We start from the raw sequence: 16373 nt of genomic DNA, 5'->3' as shown, positions 1-16373 counted from the left end.
AAGGCTTTTTATGCAGACACTCGTCTATTTTTCAAATGATGGTATCCAGGTCCTTCAGGGGATCATTAAGGGTGGCCGTCTTAACATATCAAATTTCAAATCCCTGCCGGTGGAGGCCGGCGCGCTGATCAATGGGGTTATTACCAATGAAGAAGCAATAAAACAGACCATAACCGAAGCGCTCAAAGAAAGTCCTCATCTGTTTAAGAACATGAAACTGGTCATCGACAGCAGTCTGATCGCCACCAAAAATGTGGAAGTACCCCAGCTGAAACCAAAGGAACTGGCAGTTGTGGCGGCCGCTGAGTTTGAAGATACGGCCGGTAACTATGACGCCCTGGTGGTGGATTATGCCCATATTCCCGGACCGGCTGGTAATAATCTGTTTTGCTGCGGCGTTGAAAAACGGGTGCTGGAGTCTTATGTCACCTTGTTTGCCAGCCTCAAAATTCAGATCAAAAGCATCGATGTGGGACTTAACACCCTGATTCAATATGTCTCGGCAACCAAAGATTTTAAGGGGATGACCTTTGCACTCAATATTCTGGATGGGAAAAACCTGATCTCGATATTATTTGAAAACGGCATTTATATTTTTTCCAACCGTTCCCGGCTGCTTTCGGAACGCGGCACCGATGCCTTTGCCGATGAGCTCTCCGGAAAGCTGTCGTCCCTGATTCAGTTTAATAAATCTCAGAAATCAGAGCATACCCTGAATATGAGTCTTTATGCCGGGTTGGATGAGTTTGAACTGAATGGACTCCGGGCACTGAATTTTGATCCGGATCTTAATTTATTTATCATTCCTCAGACCCCCAATATTAAAAATGGCTTTGTCATCGACGAGACCTTTGATTTTGGGAGTTTTATTTATCCCATCGCCGGTTTTTTTGCCGGCATCAAGCCAATCAATCTTTTTGCGGCGTTTAAAAAGAGCAATGTGGTCAAAAAAGAACTGCCATTTGAATATAAGGCGTTAATCCTGCCGGCGGCCATGATTTTGATCTGCCTGATTTTCTTTGGCGTTTTCTTTGGCCTGAAATACAGTGCGCAGAAAAATCTGGAAGCGTCAAACGCCTATATCAGCGATCCCAACAATCAGGCCGAATATCTGCAGGCCAAGGAAGTGACCGATGAGGTCAGCGAAATTCAAACCGAAATTGCCAATATTGAAAGCATTAATACGGCAATTAACAGTAACCCCGATCTGACTTCGGATAAACTGACCCATATGGCAACCCTGACCAATGGGGTGATTGCCTTAAACACCATGGATTATGATGGAACGACCGGAGCGATTAATATCTCAGCTACGGCAAACAACGAGAAAGAAGCGGCTCAATACATCGAACGATTAAAAGAGACCCAATATTTTACCCAGATCGATTATACCGGATATGCCCAGGTGAGTTCATCCGGTACGCAAACCACAACCATTACAACCGGGACAACATCAACAGGTTTTGGCTTTAGTGCGGTTGCCTACCTGAAAGCAGGTGGCATGCAATGAAAAAACTGACTAAGCGAGAAAAACTATTAATTTATATTCTGGGCTGTGCGCTGATTGTTTTTTTTGGCCTCTATTTTGTGATCCTGCCAAGCTTCAGAAGTTATCAGGTGGTTAATGATCAGGCGGCAGAGGCCCAATTTACCCAGGAATCGATGACCATGGCCATTGACAGCATTCCCGCGACAATGCAGGCCCGGGACGAAGCCACGGCCAATCTGGCCAGTTTAAAAACACCGTTTCCCCAGCAGCTGACCAATGAAGGATTGGACAAACTGTTGACCCAGTTGAGTCTGGACTACAGTTTATCGCCGAAGGTATTATCGATTCAGAACAATGGGATGGCCGGGGTCGAGACATTTACCCCATACACGAGTGATGAACAGCCTTCGGCGCCAGACAGCAGCACGACAGAAACGACAGCGACAACGGAAGGGACAACCAGTCCGGAAACTCCAGATCCAACGACTTCAACCGAGGCAACGGTTACAACCGGCAGTGCTGAGACCTGGACCGGGGTGGTGAATATGGAACTGACCGGGACCCAGCCGAATTTCTATCGGCTCTTGGATGCGGTGGCAGCCCGACCGGATATGATTATTTCATCTTTCGAAATTGCCCCGGCAGCCGCAAGCACTTCAGGTTCAACCACGACGACAACGGCAAGTGCGGCGAAGCTGGATGGTGGCAATATTACCATTAGTGTGACTTTTATGGTTTATATGATGGAAAAATAGAGTGCTGATATTAATGACTATATCTGGATACTGAATGGTAACGATAAGAGAAATAACCAAATTATAAATATAATCCCACAGAAACGAGGGAAGGATACCATGAAAATTAGAATAAAAGATACATTGAAAAATCAACAAGGCAGTTCCCTGGCATTTGTTCTAATTTTCGGGATGATTATCATGATCATGGTCGCCTCGCTACTTGCCGTTGCCAATAGCGATTTCACCTTTACCCAGGAAACCGTGGAGAGCCGTCAGGCCTATATTGATGCCAAGTCGGTGATTGAGTTTGGTAAGATTGAGATAAATAGCCGGGAAAAAGAGTTGTCTGTCGCCTATCAAGCCTTAGTTGCGGAACGCAATAAAGAAAAGCCTTCAGCGACAACAATTCAAAACCTCACAGCTGAGATTGCGGCGTTAGAGAATGAGGTTACGACAATTTATGGCAACGAAACAAATCCGGCCGGAACCTTATCTTTTTCAGATGATAGCACAAAGACGAGTTTCGGAAAGGTTTTTGTGGAAAAAAGTGCGACTGCCGTCAATACGACGAATACCTCTCAATATATATTTAAAGTGGAGACTGAAAATCTCAGGCGTAAGTTGGATTATCAGGTAGATTATAATTATGCAATGACGACAGGAGGAACGGGATCGGGAACAGGTTCAACTACAGTGCCGGATCCACAAATTATTATTAGTAATTTAAATAGTTTAGAAACAGAACTAATGACGAGGCCAGACATGAGTGGTTGGAAGACTACTAAGATAAAAATTGAAAGTTGGAATCAAACGCCTAAAACCAAATGTACGATAGGAGAACCGATCGAGAAAACATATCAAAGTCAGTACAATGCACAAATTAATAATGATATGCTGACTGTTTCAGAGAGTGCTTTGAATTTAAAAATTAACGAATTTACTTGGCCGCATAATCCATCATTAAATTTAACTGCGAAAAACATTTGTTTTGAAGCATATCCGAGTGATTCTGATGGGGAATCAACATTTAATATAACAGCGGTGAGAAATGCAACTGTACCAAGTGAAATTCGTTTTACGCAAAACTATCTTCAAACGAATCGTAATAATAAAACCAATTTTTTAAAAGCAGATCATGTGATTTTTGAAGGTGACCTGACAATTGCAAATAACAGTAAGCTAAACATCGAATGTGACACTTTAGTGGTAAACGGTAAAATTGAGATTAACGAGAGTAGTGAGTTTATTCTCAATGCAAACAACGTTATTGTTGAAGGTGATATTGATATCAAAAACGCTGGAAAGCTCTTTTGGAATTGCGATAACATTTTAATAAAGGGGAATGTTAATCCTAAAAAAAGTTCTGCGGTAATGGAATTTTTAGGTATTAATTATTTACAAACGGGCACTATAAATTTGGCAAGTTATTGTCAATTGAGGGTTACAGGCTTAGATGCAAGTTCTAGTCAGATGAATATTGGTTCAATTAACGGTGCTGACTCAGATCATTGTATCATAGATATTAAAGATTTTTGGTCTTTTACGTGTACGGGATTGAGCTTGAAAACTAATTCAACACTGAATTTGGAATCAAATATTATTAAGATTAATGGCGCCTTAGCATTAGGTCCCCAGATAATTGATTCGGTCATAAAAACGCAATATTTCGACTGCTCAGGAATGACAACAATTGACGATTTAACGGGGAAATTATCAATTGTGCGCATAGACTATGATGAACCATTGTATGTCCGTTTTGGTGGCGGTTATACACAAACCCAAAAGGCTGAGAAGTATATCAAGAATAAGAAAGATACTGAGGCATATAGTGTCAATATTGGTGAAACTGATAAAACTACAAATAAAGGAGCAACATTAGTTGTTTTTGGACCGGGAATATCCAAAGACAATGTTGGTACCGCTCCAATAATCATGGGAAATGCTAACAATGGCTATACTACAGCATATCTTAATGTGATAGCAGATGATATTTGGTTTGACAGTACCTCGATTACGATGGTAACAGACCGCATTGAATTTTGGTATCAGGGCGGTTCAGAAAATAATAATAAAACAAACATCCATATTGGTTCAATGATTGCCCATATTCAAAAAGATAGTTACCTAGACGTGAAAACGCCTAGCGGCAACCAGCAATTTCCTCATATGCTTAAAAACAATGGAATTCCCGATTATAATCCACCGGTTTTTAAAAATCCGCCGGGTTCAGGTGGAAGCAGTTCCGTTATCATAACACAAGGTGCGGAAAAATATTATTAAGAGGTGCGCATCATGAAAAATATAATTAAAGATCAGACTGGTGTCACCCTTATTGAAACGGTGGTGTCGACAGCAATCATTGCCATTATTCTGGTAACGGTACTGGGAGCCCTTCTCTTTGGCCAGAAAATGGTTGTTTTCAGTGACTCAAAAAACAATGAAGCGGCCCAGGCCCAGGAAATGGTTGATGAAATCATGAAGCAGTTGTCGGCAAGGGCGGATCAGTCAGATCCCACAATTGCTGGAGCAACGAAAGTAAACGGTGTATTTTTTACACCGAGTCAGCCAGCTTATTCAAGAAAACAATATTATTATGAACCTGTTGACATAGTCGGAAATAAGGTTACGGTGGAAAATGCCATTGGTTATCGTGTTTATGTTCGGGTTTACTATAATAATGATCAATCCTATGTTGAGTTGGATGCATTTACGAAAAAAGGAAGTGTTTTTCAATGAACAAGCAAAGTCGACGGAACAGTCAACATGGCTTTACGCTGATAGAGCTTCTGGTTGCATTGCTGATCACCGGCATTTTAATGGCAACGGTCACCGCGGTTTTTCTCATGTCCCAGAAGGTTTATACCCGTGGTACTGATATTTCCTATAAACAAAAGAGCATCACCAATATCGAAACGGACTTGCAAAATGTTCTGGCTACGGCGACTGGCTTCACTACTGCCAACAGTCAGCCCACAACTAATGATGTTTATGGGATTGGATTTAACGACCAGGGTGAGTGTGTCGAAGTGATTAACGGCACTGCCTATCAAACTGATCAGATTACCGAAATTAACTTCAATGTCAGCAATGGCAATACCATGAATTATGAAATTGTCCCAAAGCACGAGATGTCGGTTTTAGAGGGCGGTATTGTCATGAACAATATTAAAAGCGCAACCTTGAATACCCAACTAAATGGCGACGATAAGAAAGGTTTTCTGGTGATTACGCTGGTCAATTAAGACTTAGCTTCAACATTCAGATGCCTAAAATTATACATGGTCAAAGCGATACGAAAAAAAGAGGTGTGTGATGAATAATGAGAAAGGTTTTACCCTAACCGAAATCATTGTCGTCCTTGTCATTCTAGCGGTCCTGGCAGCTTTTGCCATCCCGACGATGCTGGGCTTTGTCAGCCATTCTCAGGAATCCTTGTGTGATACCCAGCGCAAGGATATTGTCCGACTCTTTGAAACTCAATCCCGGATGACGCCGGGCTTGAATATTAATACCTTCGCTGAGGAAAATTATGGTGACGAAGCTCATTTATGTCCCGGCGGTGGTATCTGTTACGGGTATTCCTACTATGAGAGTGAGAATCAGGCAGTGGGGGTAATGTACTGTTCAGAACATACAACGGTTGCTGATGGTAGGCTTTATCTTGATACGCTGGTGCTTTTAGATAAGATTAAAGATATGACAGATGATAAAGATATACAAAAGTATTTAGGTATCAATAATAACAATTTATCGAATGATAATTATCGGGCAAAAATTTTAGCGGAAAATGGTGGCGAGTGGGAACGCATACCTCAGTCGGTATTGGATGCAACCACATATCAAAAAAAATCTTCTGATTTGAGAATCCAACCGTATTTCTTTGGAACCACGCGTCATAAACCGACAGAATCGATTATTTATGCCAACACCGCAAAAGATACGACTGGTAATAATTTATGGGAAACCAACCTGGTTTTTAACCATGAAAACGGGAAGTGGTATGAATATATCGTGAAACACTCGGATCCCCATAACGATAACCGTGTGAGTTTTAAAATGACAGACCTTAATGGATCATCATGGGCAGATTTTAAAGAGGAACTTGAAGATACATCGAAATGGCAAGTAGTTGAACGATAAACGGCGCCAGCACCTGCCACCAACTTATATTAAATCATGCTGACCATTTGTTATTGGATCAGGAAGAGAATCTTTGAGTCATTGTGCCGGCCCTGACTTATCGAGAACATCCCTATCAAATTTAATAGCATTTTAAAGGTGAATCAATTATAATGATGACAAAGAATGTGAATGTCTGAAGATAATCGCAGGAGGTAATAATGAAAAAAGTAGAAATATACGAACCAGCCGGCTGTGCCAGCGGCGTTTGCGATCCAATGATCGAGGCCGATTTAATCCGGATTGAGCATATGGTCCAGGATTTAAGAGAACGGGGTGTTTCGGTGTCCCGGTATAACGTGATGGACGATATGCCCGCCTTTATGGATAGCTTTGTGGTAAAGGAAGCGATTGCCACCAAAGGCATCGATTGTTTGCCACTGACCATTGTCGATGGAAAGATCGAGATGATGGAAAAATACCCAACCGATTTTGCTCTGGCCAAATGGGCCGGACTGCCCTGGAGCGATTTACAAATCTATGCTGACCGGGAAAAGCAAGATAAAACAGTTTTATTTGGTTTTAGTGAGGATGTCAAAGAGAATGACTGTGACGACAGTGATTGTACCGGTGATTGTAATAGCTGTGGTTGATTAGGTAAAATTATTCGTTAAAAAATATGAAATGCGAGAGCATTTCTTTTTTTTACTAAAAATTACCACAAGAATTTATTATCGCAATTGTATAATTATTAACAAGGAGAATATTAGTAAACGAATTCAGCGGAAACGTGTAAAAAACAGGGAAAAAGCGGGAACAGCATACAAATATTTATATTGAAAAAGTTTGTATTTTACTCTAATAAAGTGGTAGAATAATATGCAATGTGAAAAGAAGGAGAATTTAGTATGCAATTTGACCGAAAGCTTCAGCTCGCAACGGATTTATACCAATTTACCATGGGAAATGTATACGTTCAAGATGGTAAGGAAAATGAAGAAGCTGTGTTTGATGTTTTTATTAGAAATAACCCGTTTGAGGGTGGTTATACCGTTGTGGCCGGATTAGAGCAGGTTATTGAATATGTCAATGGCATCCGGTTTACTAAGGAAGATACGGCATTACTGAAAAAGAATCATCCTGAATTTTCACCCGCTTTTTTAGCCTATCTGGAGAATTTCAAATTCGAAGGGGAAATTTTTGCCATTCCGGAAGGAAGCATAATTTTTCCGATGGAACCGATTATTCGGGTCAAAGCCCCGCTGATTCAAGCCCAGATTGTGGAAACTACGATCTTGAGTATTGTCAACCATCAGACCCTCATCGCTACCAAGGCATCACGGATCATCGAAGAAGCCCGAGGGGATGTGGTCATGGAGTTCGGTTTACGGCGGGCTCACGGAACGGAAGCCGGTTATTATGGCGCCCGGGCCGCAGTCATCGGTGGTTGTGCCGGAACCAGTGTGGTCGAAACTGAAGCAATGCTCGATCGACCGGCGATGGGAACGATGAGCCACAGCTTTATTCTCAGCTACGATACTGAGCTGGAGGCCTTTGAAAAATACGTAAAATACAATCCGGATAATGCCACCCTGTTAGTGGATACCTATAACACCCTGGAAAAGGGGGTGCCCAACGCCATCAAGGTTTTCAAAAAAGCCCTGGCCGAAGGCGCGATTACTGGTCACTATGGGATTCGGATCGATTCCGGAGATCTGGCCTATTTTAGTATCGAAGCCAGAAAAATGTTGGATGAAGCAGGTCTTCAAGACGCCGGGATTGTGGCATCGTCGGATCTGGATGAACACCTGATCAAAGATTTAAAGAGCCAGGGTGCCAAAATCAATTCCTGGGGGGTTGGTACCAAGCTGATCACGGCCTACGATTGTCCCGCTTTGGGTGGGGTTTATAAACTGTCGGTGATCTCTGGCAAATCAAAACTGAAGGTATCCAACGACCCGGAAAAGATCACCAACCCCGGATATAAAAAGATCTTTCGCATCTATGGCAAAAGCAACGGGATGGCCCTGGCAGATTTAATTACATTGGAAGATGAAACGATTGATGAAGCCGAACCGCTGACTATTTTTCATCCGGTGCATACCTGGAAAAAACGGATCATCACCGATTATTATATCCGGGAACTGCTGATACCGATTTTTATCGATGGCAAGTGTGTGTATCAATCACCAACGATCTCAGAAATTCAGCAGCACTTAAAAGATGAAAAAGACAGTTTGTGGCCAGCTTTTAAGCGGATGGTGAATCCCCATGTTTATCATGTCGATTTATCCGAAAACCTGTGGACATTGAAACAACAGTTATTAAGTGAGGCCGAATAAAGATACCGTTGTTGATAACGGATTAAGAAAAATGGAAACAACAATGAAAACAAAAATAGTTAAGATAGAAGCTCTTGATGAAGCGGCGTTAAGCGATTTAGAAGCAGCTGCCAGTCTGATCAGAGCCGGAGGAACGGTTGTGTTTCCCACCGAAACGGTTTATGGGCTGGGCGCTGATGCAATGAATCCCCAGGCGATCAAAAAGATATTTGTGGCCAAGGGCAGGCCGGATGATAATCCGCTGATTGTCCATATCGCCGGGTTGGATGAGGTGAAGCCATTGGTTGCCAATATTCCAGCCAAGGCTGAGATGCTGATGAAAGTATTTTGGCCAGGTCCTTTGACAATTGTAATGGAAAAAGCGGCCACCATTCCAACCGAGGTTACGGGGGGATTGAATACGGTGGGGGTTCGCTTTCCGGATCATCCCATTGCCCAGGCGTTTATTAAAATGGCGGGATACCCGATTGCCGCACCCAGTGCCAATCGCTCAGGCCGGCCCAGTCCCACCCAGGGAAAACATGTGCTTGAGGATCTGGATGGACGGGTTGACGGGATAATCTTATCGTCTGACGCCGAACTGGGTCTGGAATCGACAGTGATTGATATGACGGTCGAACCACCGGTGGTGCTGAGACCGGGGGATATCACGCTGGCTGAACTGCGGGAGGTTTTGGGTGACGTGGAGGTCTCCTCTAATGTGACCCAGAATGTGGTACCGGAGAAGGTTTCGTCGCCCGGGATGAAATACACCCACTATTCGCCCAAGGGTGAATTGGTGGTAGTTAAGGGTAGCCCGGAAGAAATCCGCGAGAAAATTACCAGGGCTTTGTCTCATCACAAAGGTAAACCGATGACAATCGGGGTATTGGCCAGTGATGAAACGATGGACTTTTATCGGGAAGGTTTCATCATTTCGCTGGGAAGTCGAATTGATCCCAAAGAAATGTCGAAAAATCTTTTTTCCCGATTGCGGACCTTTGATGAGCTTGGGGTAGAAAAAATATATGCGGAAGATATTCCACTGAACAATGAAACATTGGCCTTAATCAACCGGCTGTATAAAGCTGCTGGTTATGCCTTTATATAAAATAGGAAGGAAAATAAAAAATGAAAATTGCAATTGGTTCAGATCATGGTGGATTGGCTTTAAAAGAAGCCATCAAACCATTTTTGATAGAGCAGGGGCACGAGGTCGTTGACTTCGGAACCGGCACAACTGATTCCTGTGACTATCCCATTTATGGGCAACGGGTTGGCGAAGCGGTAAGCTTTGGAGACTGCGATCGGGGCATCGCTATTTGCGGAACCGGCTTGGGTATTTCCATGGCAGTTAACAAGGTCCCGGGAATCCGGGGGGCTTTGTGTACCAATGAGTTTATGGCTGAAATGTCAAGAGAGCACAACGATGCCAATGTTCTGGTGCTGGGCGCCCGGGTTTTAGGCGAGGGTCTGGCGCTACGGATTGTCAAAATCTGGCTGGAAACTGAGTTTGGCGGAGACCGTCACCAACGGCGTATTGATGGGATTACGGCCATCGAAAAAAAATATTCAAAATAGCAAAAAAACAGAATTGCTGTATATACAAGTCTATGGAATTGTGATACTATATGTAAAAGATTTCACGCAAAAAGATAAATATTAGTTTTTTTCTTTTAGATTGTAGATTGTTTAACAAATTAGATGACAAAATAGTATCGATTTACAGCAAAAAATTATTTGAATAATGGAGTATTGGATGAAAAGCGAAAAGGAGAAGCCTTATAAGTACCTGGCGATGATCTCGCAGATTGGGATCTCGGTGCTCGTACCGGTAGGGATTATGATCTTCATTGGCAAGGTTCTGGATTTCTATTTTCATACCGGCAACATGGTGGTGATTATTTTAGCCGTGCTGGGGGTTCTCGCGGGCTTAAGAAATATGTATGTGATTCCTTTGCGGATGAGCGAAAAGGCACAGAAATTAACATCCGAAAATATGACAGATGAAGAGAAAGCCGCGGTAAAAAAGCGTGCTCAAGCATACCGGGATCAGGTAAAAAAGGAAGATGAGGATAATGAAAACGATACAAAATTTTAAAAAATTATCTTTGGAAACAAGAATTATGATTGATGGTGGGCTGGTCAGCCTGGGTTTGATGCTGTTTGGCTTTCTTACTAAAGATCCCCTGGCCTTTGCGTTAGGTGTTCTCTTTGGTGGCGCTTACAGTATCCTCAATTTCAGATTAATGCAATTAACCTTTGACAAAGCAATGAAAATGCCATCGGCGAGGGCTCAAAAATATGTTCAGACCAGATATTTTTTGAGATACCTGTTAACCGGTGTTGTTATATATGTGGCAATTATTAATCCCTGGGTAAACATCATTGGTGTGCTGCTTGGGTTGGTTGCCGTAAAAATTTCAGTTTTAATCAATACAACAGTATCAAAAAAAAACGTCTTGATCAATGAGGCGTAAAAATCCAAAAACACAATAGGCGCTTTAAAAATTTAAAACGCCTGGACAATGAGGTGAAAAAACAATGGAAGGCCCAAAAATTTACGGGGAACTCTTCGGGCTCCCCATCACACAAACACTTGTGAACACCTGGATCATCATGGCGATGATTTTGGTTGTGTGTGCTATTTTAACAAAAAATATGCAAAAGCGTCCAGGAAAAGCCCAAGTCATTGCTGAAACCATTGTCACGGTTATGGACAATTTAGTCGGACAAACGATGGGAAAAGATAAGATGGCATTTGCACCTTACATGCTGGCGCTAATTATGTTTCTCGCGTTTTCGAACACGTCTGGAATCTATGGTCTGAGATCTCCGACAGCCGATTTAAACTGTACCGTTGGCCTGGCTTTGATGACATTTTTTATGACCCAGTTCTTTGGTTTAAAATCAAAGGGATTGGGCGGCTTCCTCAAGGGTTTCCTTGAGCCAATGCCGTTCTTGCTGCCAATTAATATAATTGGAGAATTCGCGAATCCGGTTTCCTTGTCTTTCCGTCTTTTCGGAAACATGCTCGGCGGCGGTATCATTATGGCACTACTGTATTCGGCATTAGCGGGATTGTATTTCTTTCCTGTTCTAATTCCAGTTCCGTTCCATTTCTACTTTGATATCTTCTCAGGATTATTGCAAAGCTTTATCTTTACAATGCTAACCATGGTGTTTGTTTCTGGGGCTATGGATTAATGAGAGAGAAAGGGAGGAAACGGTATGATTGGTGATGCGAATATTGTAGATTTTTTATTGCAGTTTCTCGGTCAGTTTGATGGCATTGATGTGATTAGAGCATTTTCTGCCATTGGCGCAGGGACAGCCATGATCGCTGGGGTAGGACCTGGTATCGGTCAGGGATTTGCCGCCGGTAAAGGCGCAGAAGCTGTGGGAATTCGGCCCGATTCCCAAAGTGATATTATTCGAACAATGCTACTGGGTGCAGCAGTTGCTGAAACCACTGGTATTTATGGGCTCATCGTCGCATTGATTCTACTCTTTGCGAACCCCTTTATGGGTTAATCGTCGTATTGATTTTAATCATTACGAATCCCTTTTAGAGGGAAGGAAATTTTTAGGAGGAACGTTTAATTATGGAAGGTTTAGATTTTATTAAAGCGTGTTCAGCTATTGGTGCTGGTATTGCCATGATCGCCGGGGTAGGACCTGGTATTGGTCAGGGTTTTGCCGCTGGTAAAGGTGCAGAAGCCGTAGGTCGTCAGCCTGAAGCACAAAGTGACATTGTCAGAACCATGCTTCTTGGTGCAGCAGTTGCTGAAACCACTGGTATTTATGGGTTGATTGTTGCATTGATCTTATTATTTGCAAACCCATTTCTTGGTTAATTAAAAATTAATTATAAATTTCGGTTGAAATTAGGAGGAAGATACACAAATGGAAGGTTTAGATTTTATTAAAGCATGCTCAGCTATTGGTGCCGGTATTGCGATGATCGCTGGGGTAGGACCTGGTATTGGTCAGGGTTTTGCAGCTGGTAAAGGTGCAGAAGCGGTTGGACGTCAACCAGAAGCACAAAGTGACATCGTCAGAACCATGCTTTTAGGTGCAGCGGTTGCAGAAACCACTGGTATCTACGGTTTGATTGTTGCACTGATTTTACTCTTTGCCAATCCTTTTCTTGGTTAATAGGTGATTTTGTAATGAAATACGTTTATGCTTATGAATTAGAAAGGGGGCTATAACATTATGTTTGAATACGCAGGCTTAGTTGGAATTGACTTAAAACTCTTACTGGCAACAATCGTTAACTTTATTATTTTCTTTTTACTGTTGAAAAAATTCTTCTACGAAAAAGTTAAAGATATCATTGCAAAAAGACAAGAGGATGTTTCGGCAGAAATAGTAGGTGCTACTGAAAAAAATGCCGCAGCAGCAAAACTGAAACAGGAATATGAAACAATGTTGGCCGATATCCGTTCCAAAGAACGCGAGATCATTCGAGACGCAAATGTGGAAGCACAGGCTCAAAAACACGATATTGTTGAAAAAGCTCATGCTGACGCAAAACTGATTATCGAAAAAGCGATGATTGAAATTGAAGTCGAAAAACGCAAAGCGATGAACGAAGTTAAATCCAACATCGTTGATTTGTCACTCTTTGCGGCTGAAAAAATTATTCACAAATCCATGGATCAAAAACAACATGAAGCCATGATTTTAGACTTTATCGATAAGGTAGGGGATGCTAAATGAGTTTAGTAGCGAAAAGATATGCCCAGGCCTTATTTGACACAGCCGTTGATAACAATCTTGTTGATGGAATGTACGATGAGTTTTCTTCGGTCATTGATCTTTTCAAGTCTGAAGCCGGATTAATGAATCTGATGTTAACCCCTTCAATGAACACTTCTGAAAAGAAAGGCGTTCTTGGCCGGGTTTTTGGAGACTCATATAATCAGTACTTGAGAAATTTTTTAAACATTCTTTTGGATAAAAATCGTTTTGAATTTCTGTTAGAAATTCATGATACATTCAAACAATTGGTGTTGCCCTACAAAAATACAGTGGAAGCCCGGGTCTTAACCGTGGTGCCCCTGGACGAAGCCCTGCGGGTCGCTTTGGAAGCAAACCTGGCTAAGCGTTTTGATAAAAAGGTGATTCTTGAAAATGTCATCGATGAGTCAATTCTTGGTGGTGCTGTGGTTTATGTAGGGGATCAGGTTATTGATGGGAGCATCAAAAATCAGTTAACTCAAATGAAAACACAAATGAACAGTTTAAGACTACATTAAAAAGAGGTGAGTAAAGTTGAATCTCCGACCAGAGGAAATAAGTCAAATTATTAAAAATGAAATAGAGCGTTATGAAGATAAGCTTGAAGTCGTCGATGTCGGTACGGTCATTCAAGTTGGAGACGGGGTTGCCCGTGTTCATGGTCTTGAAAATGCTATGGCAGGCGAGCTTTTAGCTTTCCCAAACGAGGTTTACGGAATGGTATTAAATCTTGAAGAAGATAACGTTGGTTGTGTTCTTTTAGGTTATGATGATAACATCGTTGAAGGTGATATCGTTCGTTGTACCGGACGTATTGTTGAAGTGCCAGTTGGCGAAGCTATGATTGGCCGTGTTGTTAATGCTTTGGGTTTCCCAATTGATGGGAAAGGCCCAATTGTTACCGATCACCGTCGTCCCGTTGAAGTTAAAGCACCTGGTGTTATCGAACGTGAATCGGTTAATCAACCAATTCAAACCGGCTATAAAGCCATCGATTCGATGATTCCCATCGGACGTGGTCAACGTGAGTTAATCATCGGTGACAGACAAACCGGGAAAACAGCATTAGCGATTGATACCATCATCAACCAAAAAGGTGAAGATGTTATCTGTATCTATGTAGCCATTGGCCAGAAAGAATCAACCGTTGCCCAGATCGTTGGACAATTGGAAGAAAACAATGCCATGGACTATACCATTATTCTTTCAGCTGGGGCGGCCCAATTGGCACCACTCCAATACCTGGCGCCATACGCTGGGGTTACAATGGCTGAATATTTCATGAATGAACAACAAAAAGATGTTTTAATCATTTATGATGATTTATCTAAACATGCGGTGGCTTACCGAGCCATGTCCCTGATTCTTCGTCGTCCGCCAGGACGTGAAGCTTACCCAGGGGATGTTTTCTACCTGCATTCACGGTTACTGGAACGTGCTGCCAAGCTTAAAGCGGGTGGATCGATCACCGCTTTGCCAATTATTGAAACTCAGGCTGGTGACGTTTCGGCGTATATCCCAACCAATGTAATTTCGATTACAGATGGTCAGATCTTCCTTGAAGCCGAACTTTTCCGTTCTGGTATTCGTCCAGCGGTTAACCCCGGGATTTCCGTATCTCGAGTTGGGGGCTCCGCCCAGATCAAATCCATGAAAAAAGTAGCCGGACCACTTCGTATTGAGTACGCTCAGTATCGCGAGTTGGCATCTTTTGCTCAGTTTGGATCAGATCTTGATGATGCGACCAAAGCGCAGTTGGCAAAAGGGGAACGTATCGTTGAAATCCTGAAACAGGATCAATATGACCCCATGAAGGTTGAAGAACAGGTTCTGATTCTTTTTGCGGCAACTAACGGCTTCCTGCTTGACGTTGAAGTAAAAAATATCCGTGAATTCGAAAAAGGCCTGATGAAGTATGCTCAAAAGAATTACCCTGAAATCATGATTAAGGTTAAAGGGAAGGACGGCCTTTCAGATGAGGTTGTCGCAGCTTTTGCTGAATGTATTGAGGCTTATAAAAAAGTTTTCAGTAAATCTGTATAGATTGTCAGCGGAGGTGATTCTGAGTGGCAGAAAACGTACAAGATATTAAACGTCGGATAAAAAGTGTAAACAGTACAAAGCAAATCACCCATGCCATGGAACTGGTGGCTTCGGCAAAGCTGCGAAAAAGTCGTGAGCTGGCCGAAGGTCGTCGCCCTTATTTTGAGGCCATGATTGAAAGTATGGGACGCATTGTTGAAAAAAGTGGAAGCACCCGAAATGTTTTTATGAACCAGCGTGAAGTCAAAAAAGTAGCCTATATCGTCATAACTGGGGATAAAGGCTTGGCTGGTGGCTACAATGTGAATGTTGCTAAACTGGTTGAGGATCACGTAGCGAATAAAGAAGATGCTGTAATTTATGCCGTGGGATCTCGTGGTCGGGATCATTTCAGAAATCGCGACTACAATATCCAGGGTGAATATCTCGGTATTTCGGAACGACCAAACTTTTTTAATGCCAGAGAAGTGACATCAGTAGTGATGGAAGGATTTAAAAATGGGGAATATGACGAAGTCTATATTGCCTATACCAAATTTATTTCCACCATTTCTCAGCATGCGCACTTAATGAAGTTGCTTCCACTGAGTGTGGAAGATCTCAAACCGGTTAAAAAAGCTGAAGCTGTGGAAAATGAAGGGAAAAGCAAAGATTTGACGGTCATGCTCTATGAGCCAGAACCAGAAGAACTGCTAAATTACCTGATTCCAAACTTCGTCAGCAGCACCGTCTATGGCTCGATGATTGAAAGTGCCGCCAGTGAACAAGGGGCACGACGTACCGCCATGGAATCGGCAACGACCAATGCCAATGAAATGATCGATGCGTTAACACTCAAGTTCAACCGGGTACGACAAGCGGCAATTACCCAGGAAATTTCGGAAATTGTCAGCGGTGCGGAAGCATTAAAATAAACAA

Annotated in this window: 20 protein-coding genes; all 20 read left to right on the top strand. The window is 42.4% G+C overall.

The window, feature by feature from the left end; translation table 11 throughout:
- The first annotated feature begins 10 nt into the window (after positions 1-10).
- The 20 genes from ABGU93_RS09005 (at position 11) to atpG (ending at position 16369) form a co-directional block, all read left to right on the top strand.
- On the top strand, positions 11-1510 hold the full coding sequence (locus tag ABGU93_RS09005; RefSeq protein ID WP_347413133.1) for a hypothetical protein: 1500 nt from the start codon (positions 11-13) through the stop codon (positions 1508-1510).
- A complete protein-coding gene (locus ABGU93_RS09000; protein WP_347413132.1) occupies positions 1507-2244 on the top strand; it encodes a hypothetical protein in 738 nt (245 codons plus the stop codon). The genes ABGU93_RS09005 and ABGU93_RS09000 overlap by 4 nt, the downstream gene beginning before the upstream one ends.
- Before the next feature lie 99 nt (positions 2245-2343).
- The gene (locus ABGU93_RS08995; RefSeq protein WP_347413131.1) at positions 2344-4506 is read left to right on the top strand and encodes a hypothetical protein; all 2163 of its coding nucleotides are present in this window, start codon (positions 2344-2346) and stop codon (positions 4504-4506) included.
- A 12-nt stretch (positions 4507-4518) separates the two neighbouring features.
- Positions 4519-4962, top strand: coding sequence for a type II secretion system protein (locus ABGU93_RS08990; protein ID WP_347413130.1), 444 nt, complete (start codon positions 4519-4521; stop codon positions 4960-4962).
- A complete protein-coding gene (locus tag ABGU93_RS08985) occupies positions 4959-5468 on the top strand; it encodes a prepilin-type N-terminal cleavage/methylation domain-containing protein (protein ID WP_347413129.1) in 510 nt (169 codons plus the stop codon). The genes ABGU93_RS08990 and ABGU93_RS08985 overlap by 4 nt, the downstream gene beginning before the upstream one ends.
- 70 nt (positions 5469-5538) lie before the next feature.
- Complete coding sequence (locus tag ABGU93_RS08980) at positions 5539-6366, top strand: prepilin-type N-terminal cleavage/methylation domain-containing protein (protein ID WP_347413128.1); 828 nt, start codon at positions 5539-5541, stop codon at positions 6364-6366.
- A gap of 200 nt (positions 6367-6566) precedes the next feature.
- Positions 6567-6998, top strand: a complete 432-nt coding sequence (locus tag ABGU93_RS08975) for an arsenic metallochaperone ArsD family protein (protein ID WP_186894297.1) — start codon at positions 6567-6569, stop codon at positions 6996-6998.
- 255 nt (positions 6999-7253) lie between these two features.
- On the top strand, positions 7254-8687 hold the full coding sequence (locus ABGU93_RS08970; protein ID WP_347413127.1) for a nicotinate phosphoribosyltransferase: 1434 nt from the start codon (positions 7254-7256) through the stop codon (positions 8685-8687).
- Positions 8688-8730: 43 nt separating this feature from the next.
- A complete protein-coding gene (locus ABGU93_RS08965; RefSeq protein ID WP_347413126.1) occupies positions 8731-9777 on the top strand; it encodes an L-threonylcarbamoyladenylate synthase in 1047 nt (348 codons plus the stop codon).
- Positions 9778-9797: 20 nt separating this feature from the next.
- A complete protein-coding gene (rpiB, locus tag ABGU93_RS08960) occupies positions 9798-10247 on the top strand; it encodes a ribose 5-phosphate isomerase B (RefSeq protein ID WP_347413125.1) in 450 nt (149 codons plus the stop codon).
- Between the two features lie 178 nt (positions 10248-10425).
- Complete coding sequence (locus ABGU93_RS08955) at positions 10426-10767, top strand: AtpZ/AtpI family protein (protein ID WP_347413124.1); 342 nt, start codon at positions 10426-10428, stop codon at positions 10765-10767.
- Positions 10745-11146, top strand: a complete 402-nt coding sequence (locus ABGU93_RS08950; protein ID WP_347413123.1) for an ATP synthase subunit I — start codon at positions 10745-10747, stop codon at positions 11144-11146. The genes ABGU93_RS08955 and ABGU93_RS08950 overlap by 23 nt, the downstream gene beginning before the upstream one ends.
- 64 nt (positions 11147-11210) lie before the next feature.
- Positions 11211-11873, top strand: coding sequence for a F0F1 ATP synthase subunit A (gene atpB, locus ABGU93_RS08945; RefSeq protein WP_347413122.1), 663 nt, complete (start codon positions 11211-11213; stop codon positions 11871-11873).
- A 24-nt stretch (positions 11874-11897) separates the two neighbouring features.
- The gene (gene atpE, locus ABGU93_RS08940; protein ID WP_347413121.1) at positions 11898-12200 is read left to right on the top strand and encodes an ATP synthase F0 subunit C; all 303 of its coding nucleotides are present in this window, start codon (positions 11898-11900) and stop codon (positions 12198-12200) included.
- A gap of 71 nt (positions 12201-12271) precedes the next feature.
- Positions 12272-12523: an ATP synthase F0 subunit C gene (gene atpE / locus ABGU93_RS08935; RefSeq protein ID WP_026393412.1), complete on the top strand. Its 252-nt coding sequence runs from the start codon at positions 12272-12274 to the stop codon at positions 12521-12523.
- Between the two features lie 49 nt (positions 12524-12572).
- A complete protein-coding gene (gene atpE / locus ABGU93_RS08930; RefSeq protein ID WP_026393412.1) occupies positions 12573-12824 on the top strand; it encodes an ATP synthase F0 subunit C in 252 nt (83 codons plus the stop codon).
- Between the two features lie 60 nt (positions 12825-12884).
- Positions 12885-13391 (top strand): F0F1 ATP synthase subunit B, encoded by a 507-nt coding sequence (atpF, locus tag ABGU93_RS08925; RefSeq protein WP_347413120.1) that lies wholly within the window; start codon positions 12885-12887, stop codon positions 13389-13391.
- Complete coding sequence (locus ABGU93_RS08920) at positions 13388-13930, top strand: F0F1 ATP synthase subunit delta (protein ID WP_347413119.1); 543 nt, start codon at positions 13388-13390, stop codon at positions 13928-13930. Before atpF ends, ABGU93_RS08920 begins: the two co-directional genes overlap by 4 nt.
- 16 nt (positions 13931-13946) lie before the next feature.
- Entirely contained in the window at positions 13947-15455 is a 1509-nt protein-coding gene (atpA, locus tag ABGU93_RS08915; protein ID WP_347413118.1) for a F0F1 ATP synthase subunit alpha, read from the top strand.
- 23 nt (positions 15456-15478) lie between these two features.
- Positions 15479-16369, top strand: coding sequence for an ATP synthase F1 subunit gamma (gene atpG / locus ABGU93_RS08910; protein ID WP_347413117.1), 891 nt, complete (start codon positions 15479-15481; stop codon positions 16367-16369).
- Positions 16370-16373 lie beyond the last annotated feature (4 nt).

Source organism: Acetobacterium sp. (assembly GCF_039830195.1).
Classification (GTDB): Bacteria; Bacillota; Clostridia; order Eubacteriales; family Eubacteriaceae; genus Acetobacterium.
This window is presented reverse-complemented; position numbering and strand designations above follow the sequence as displayed.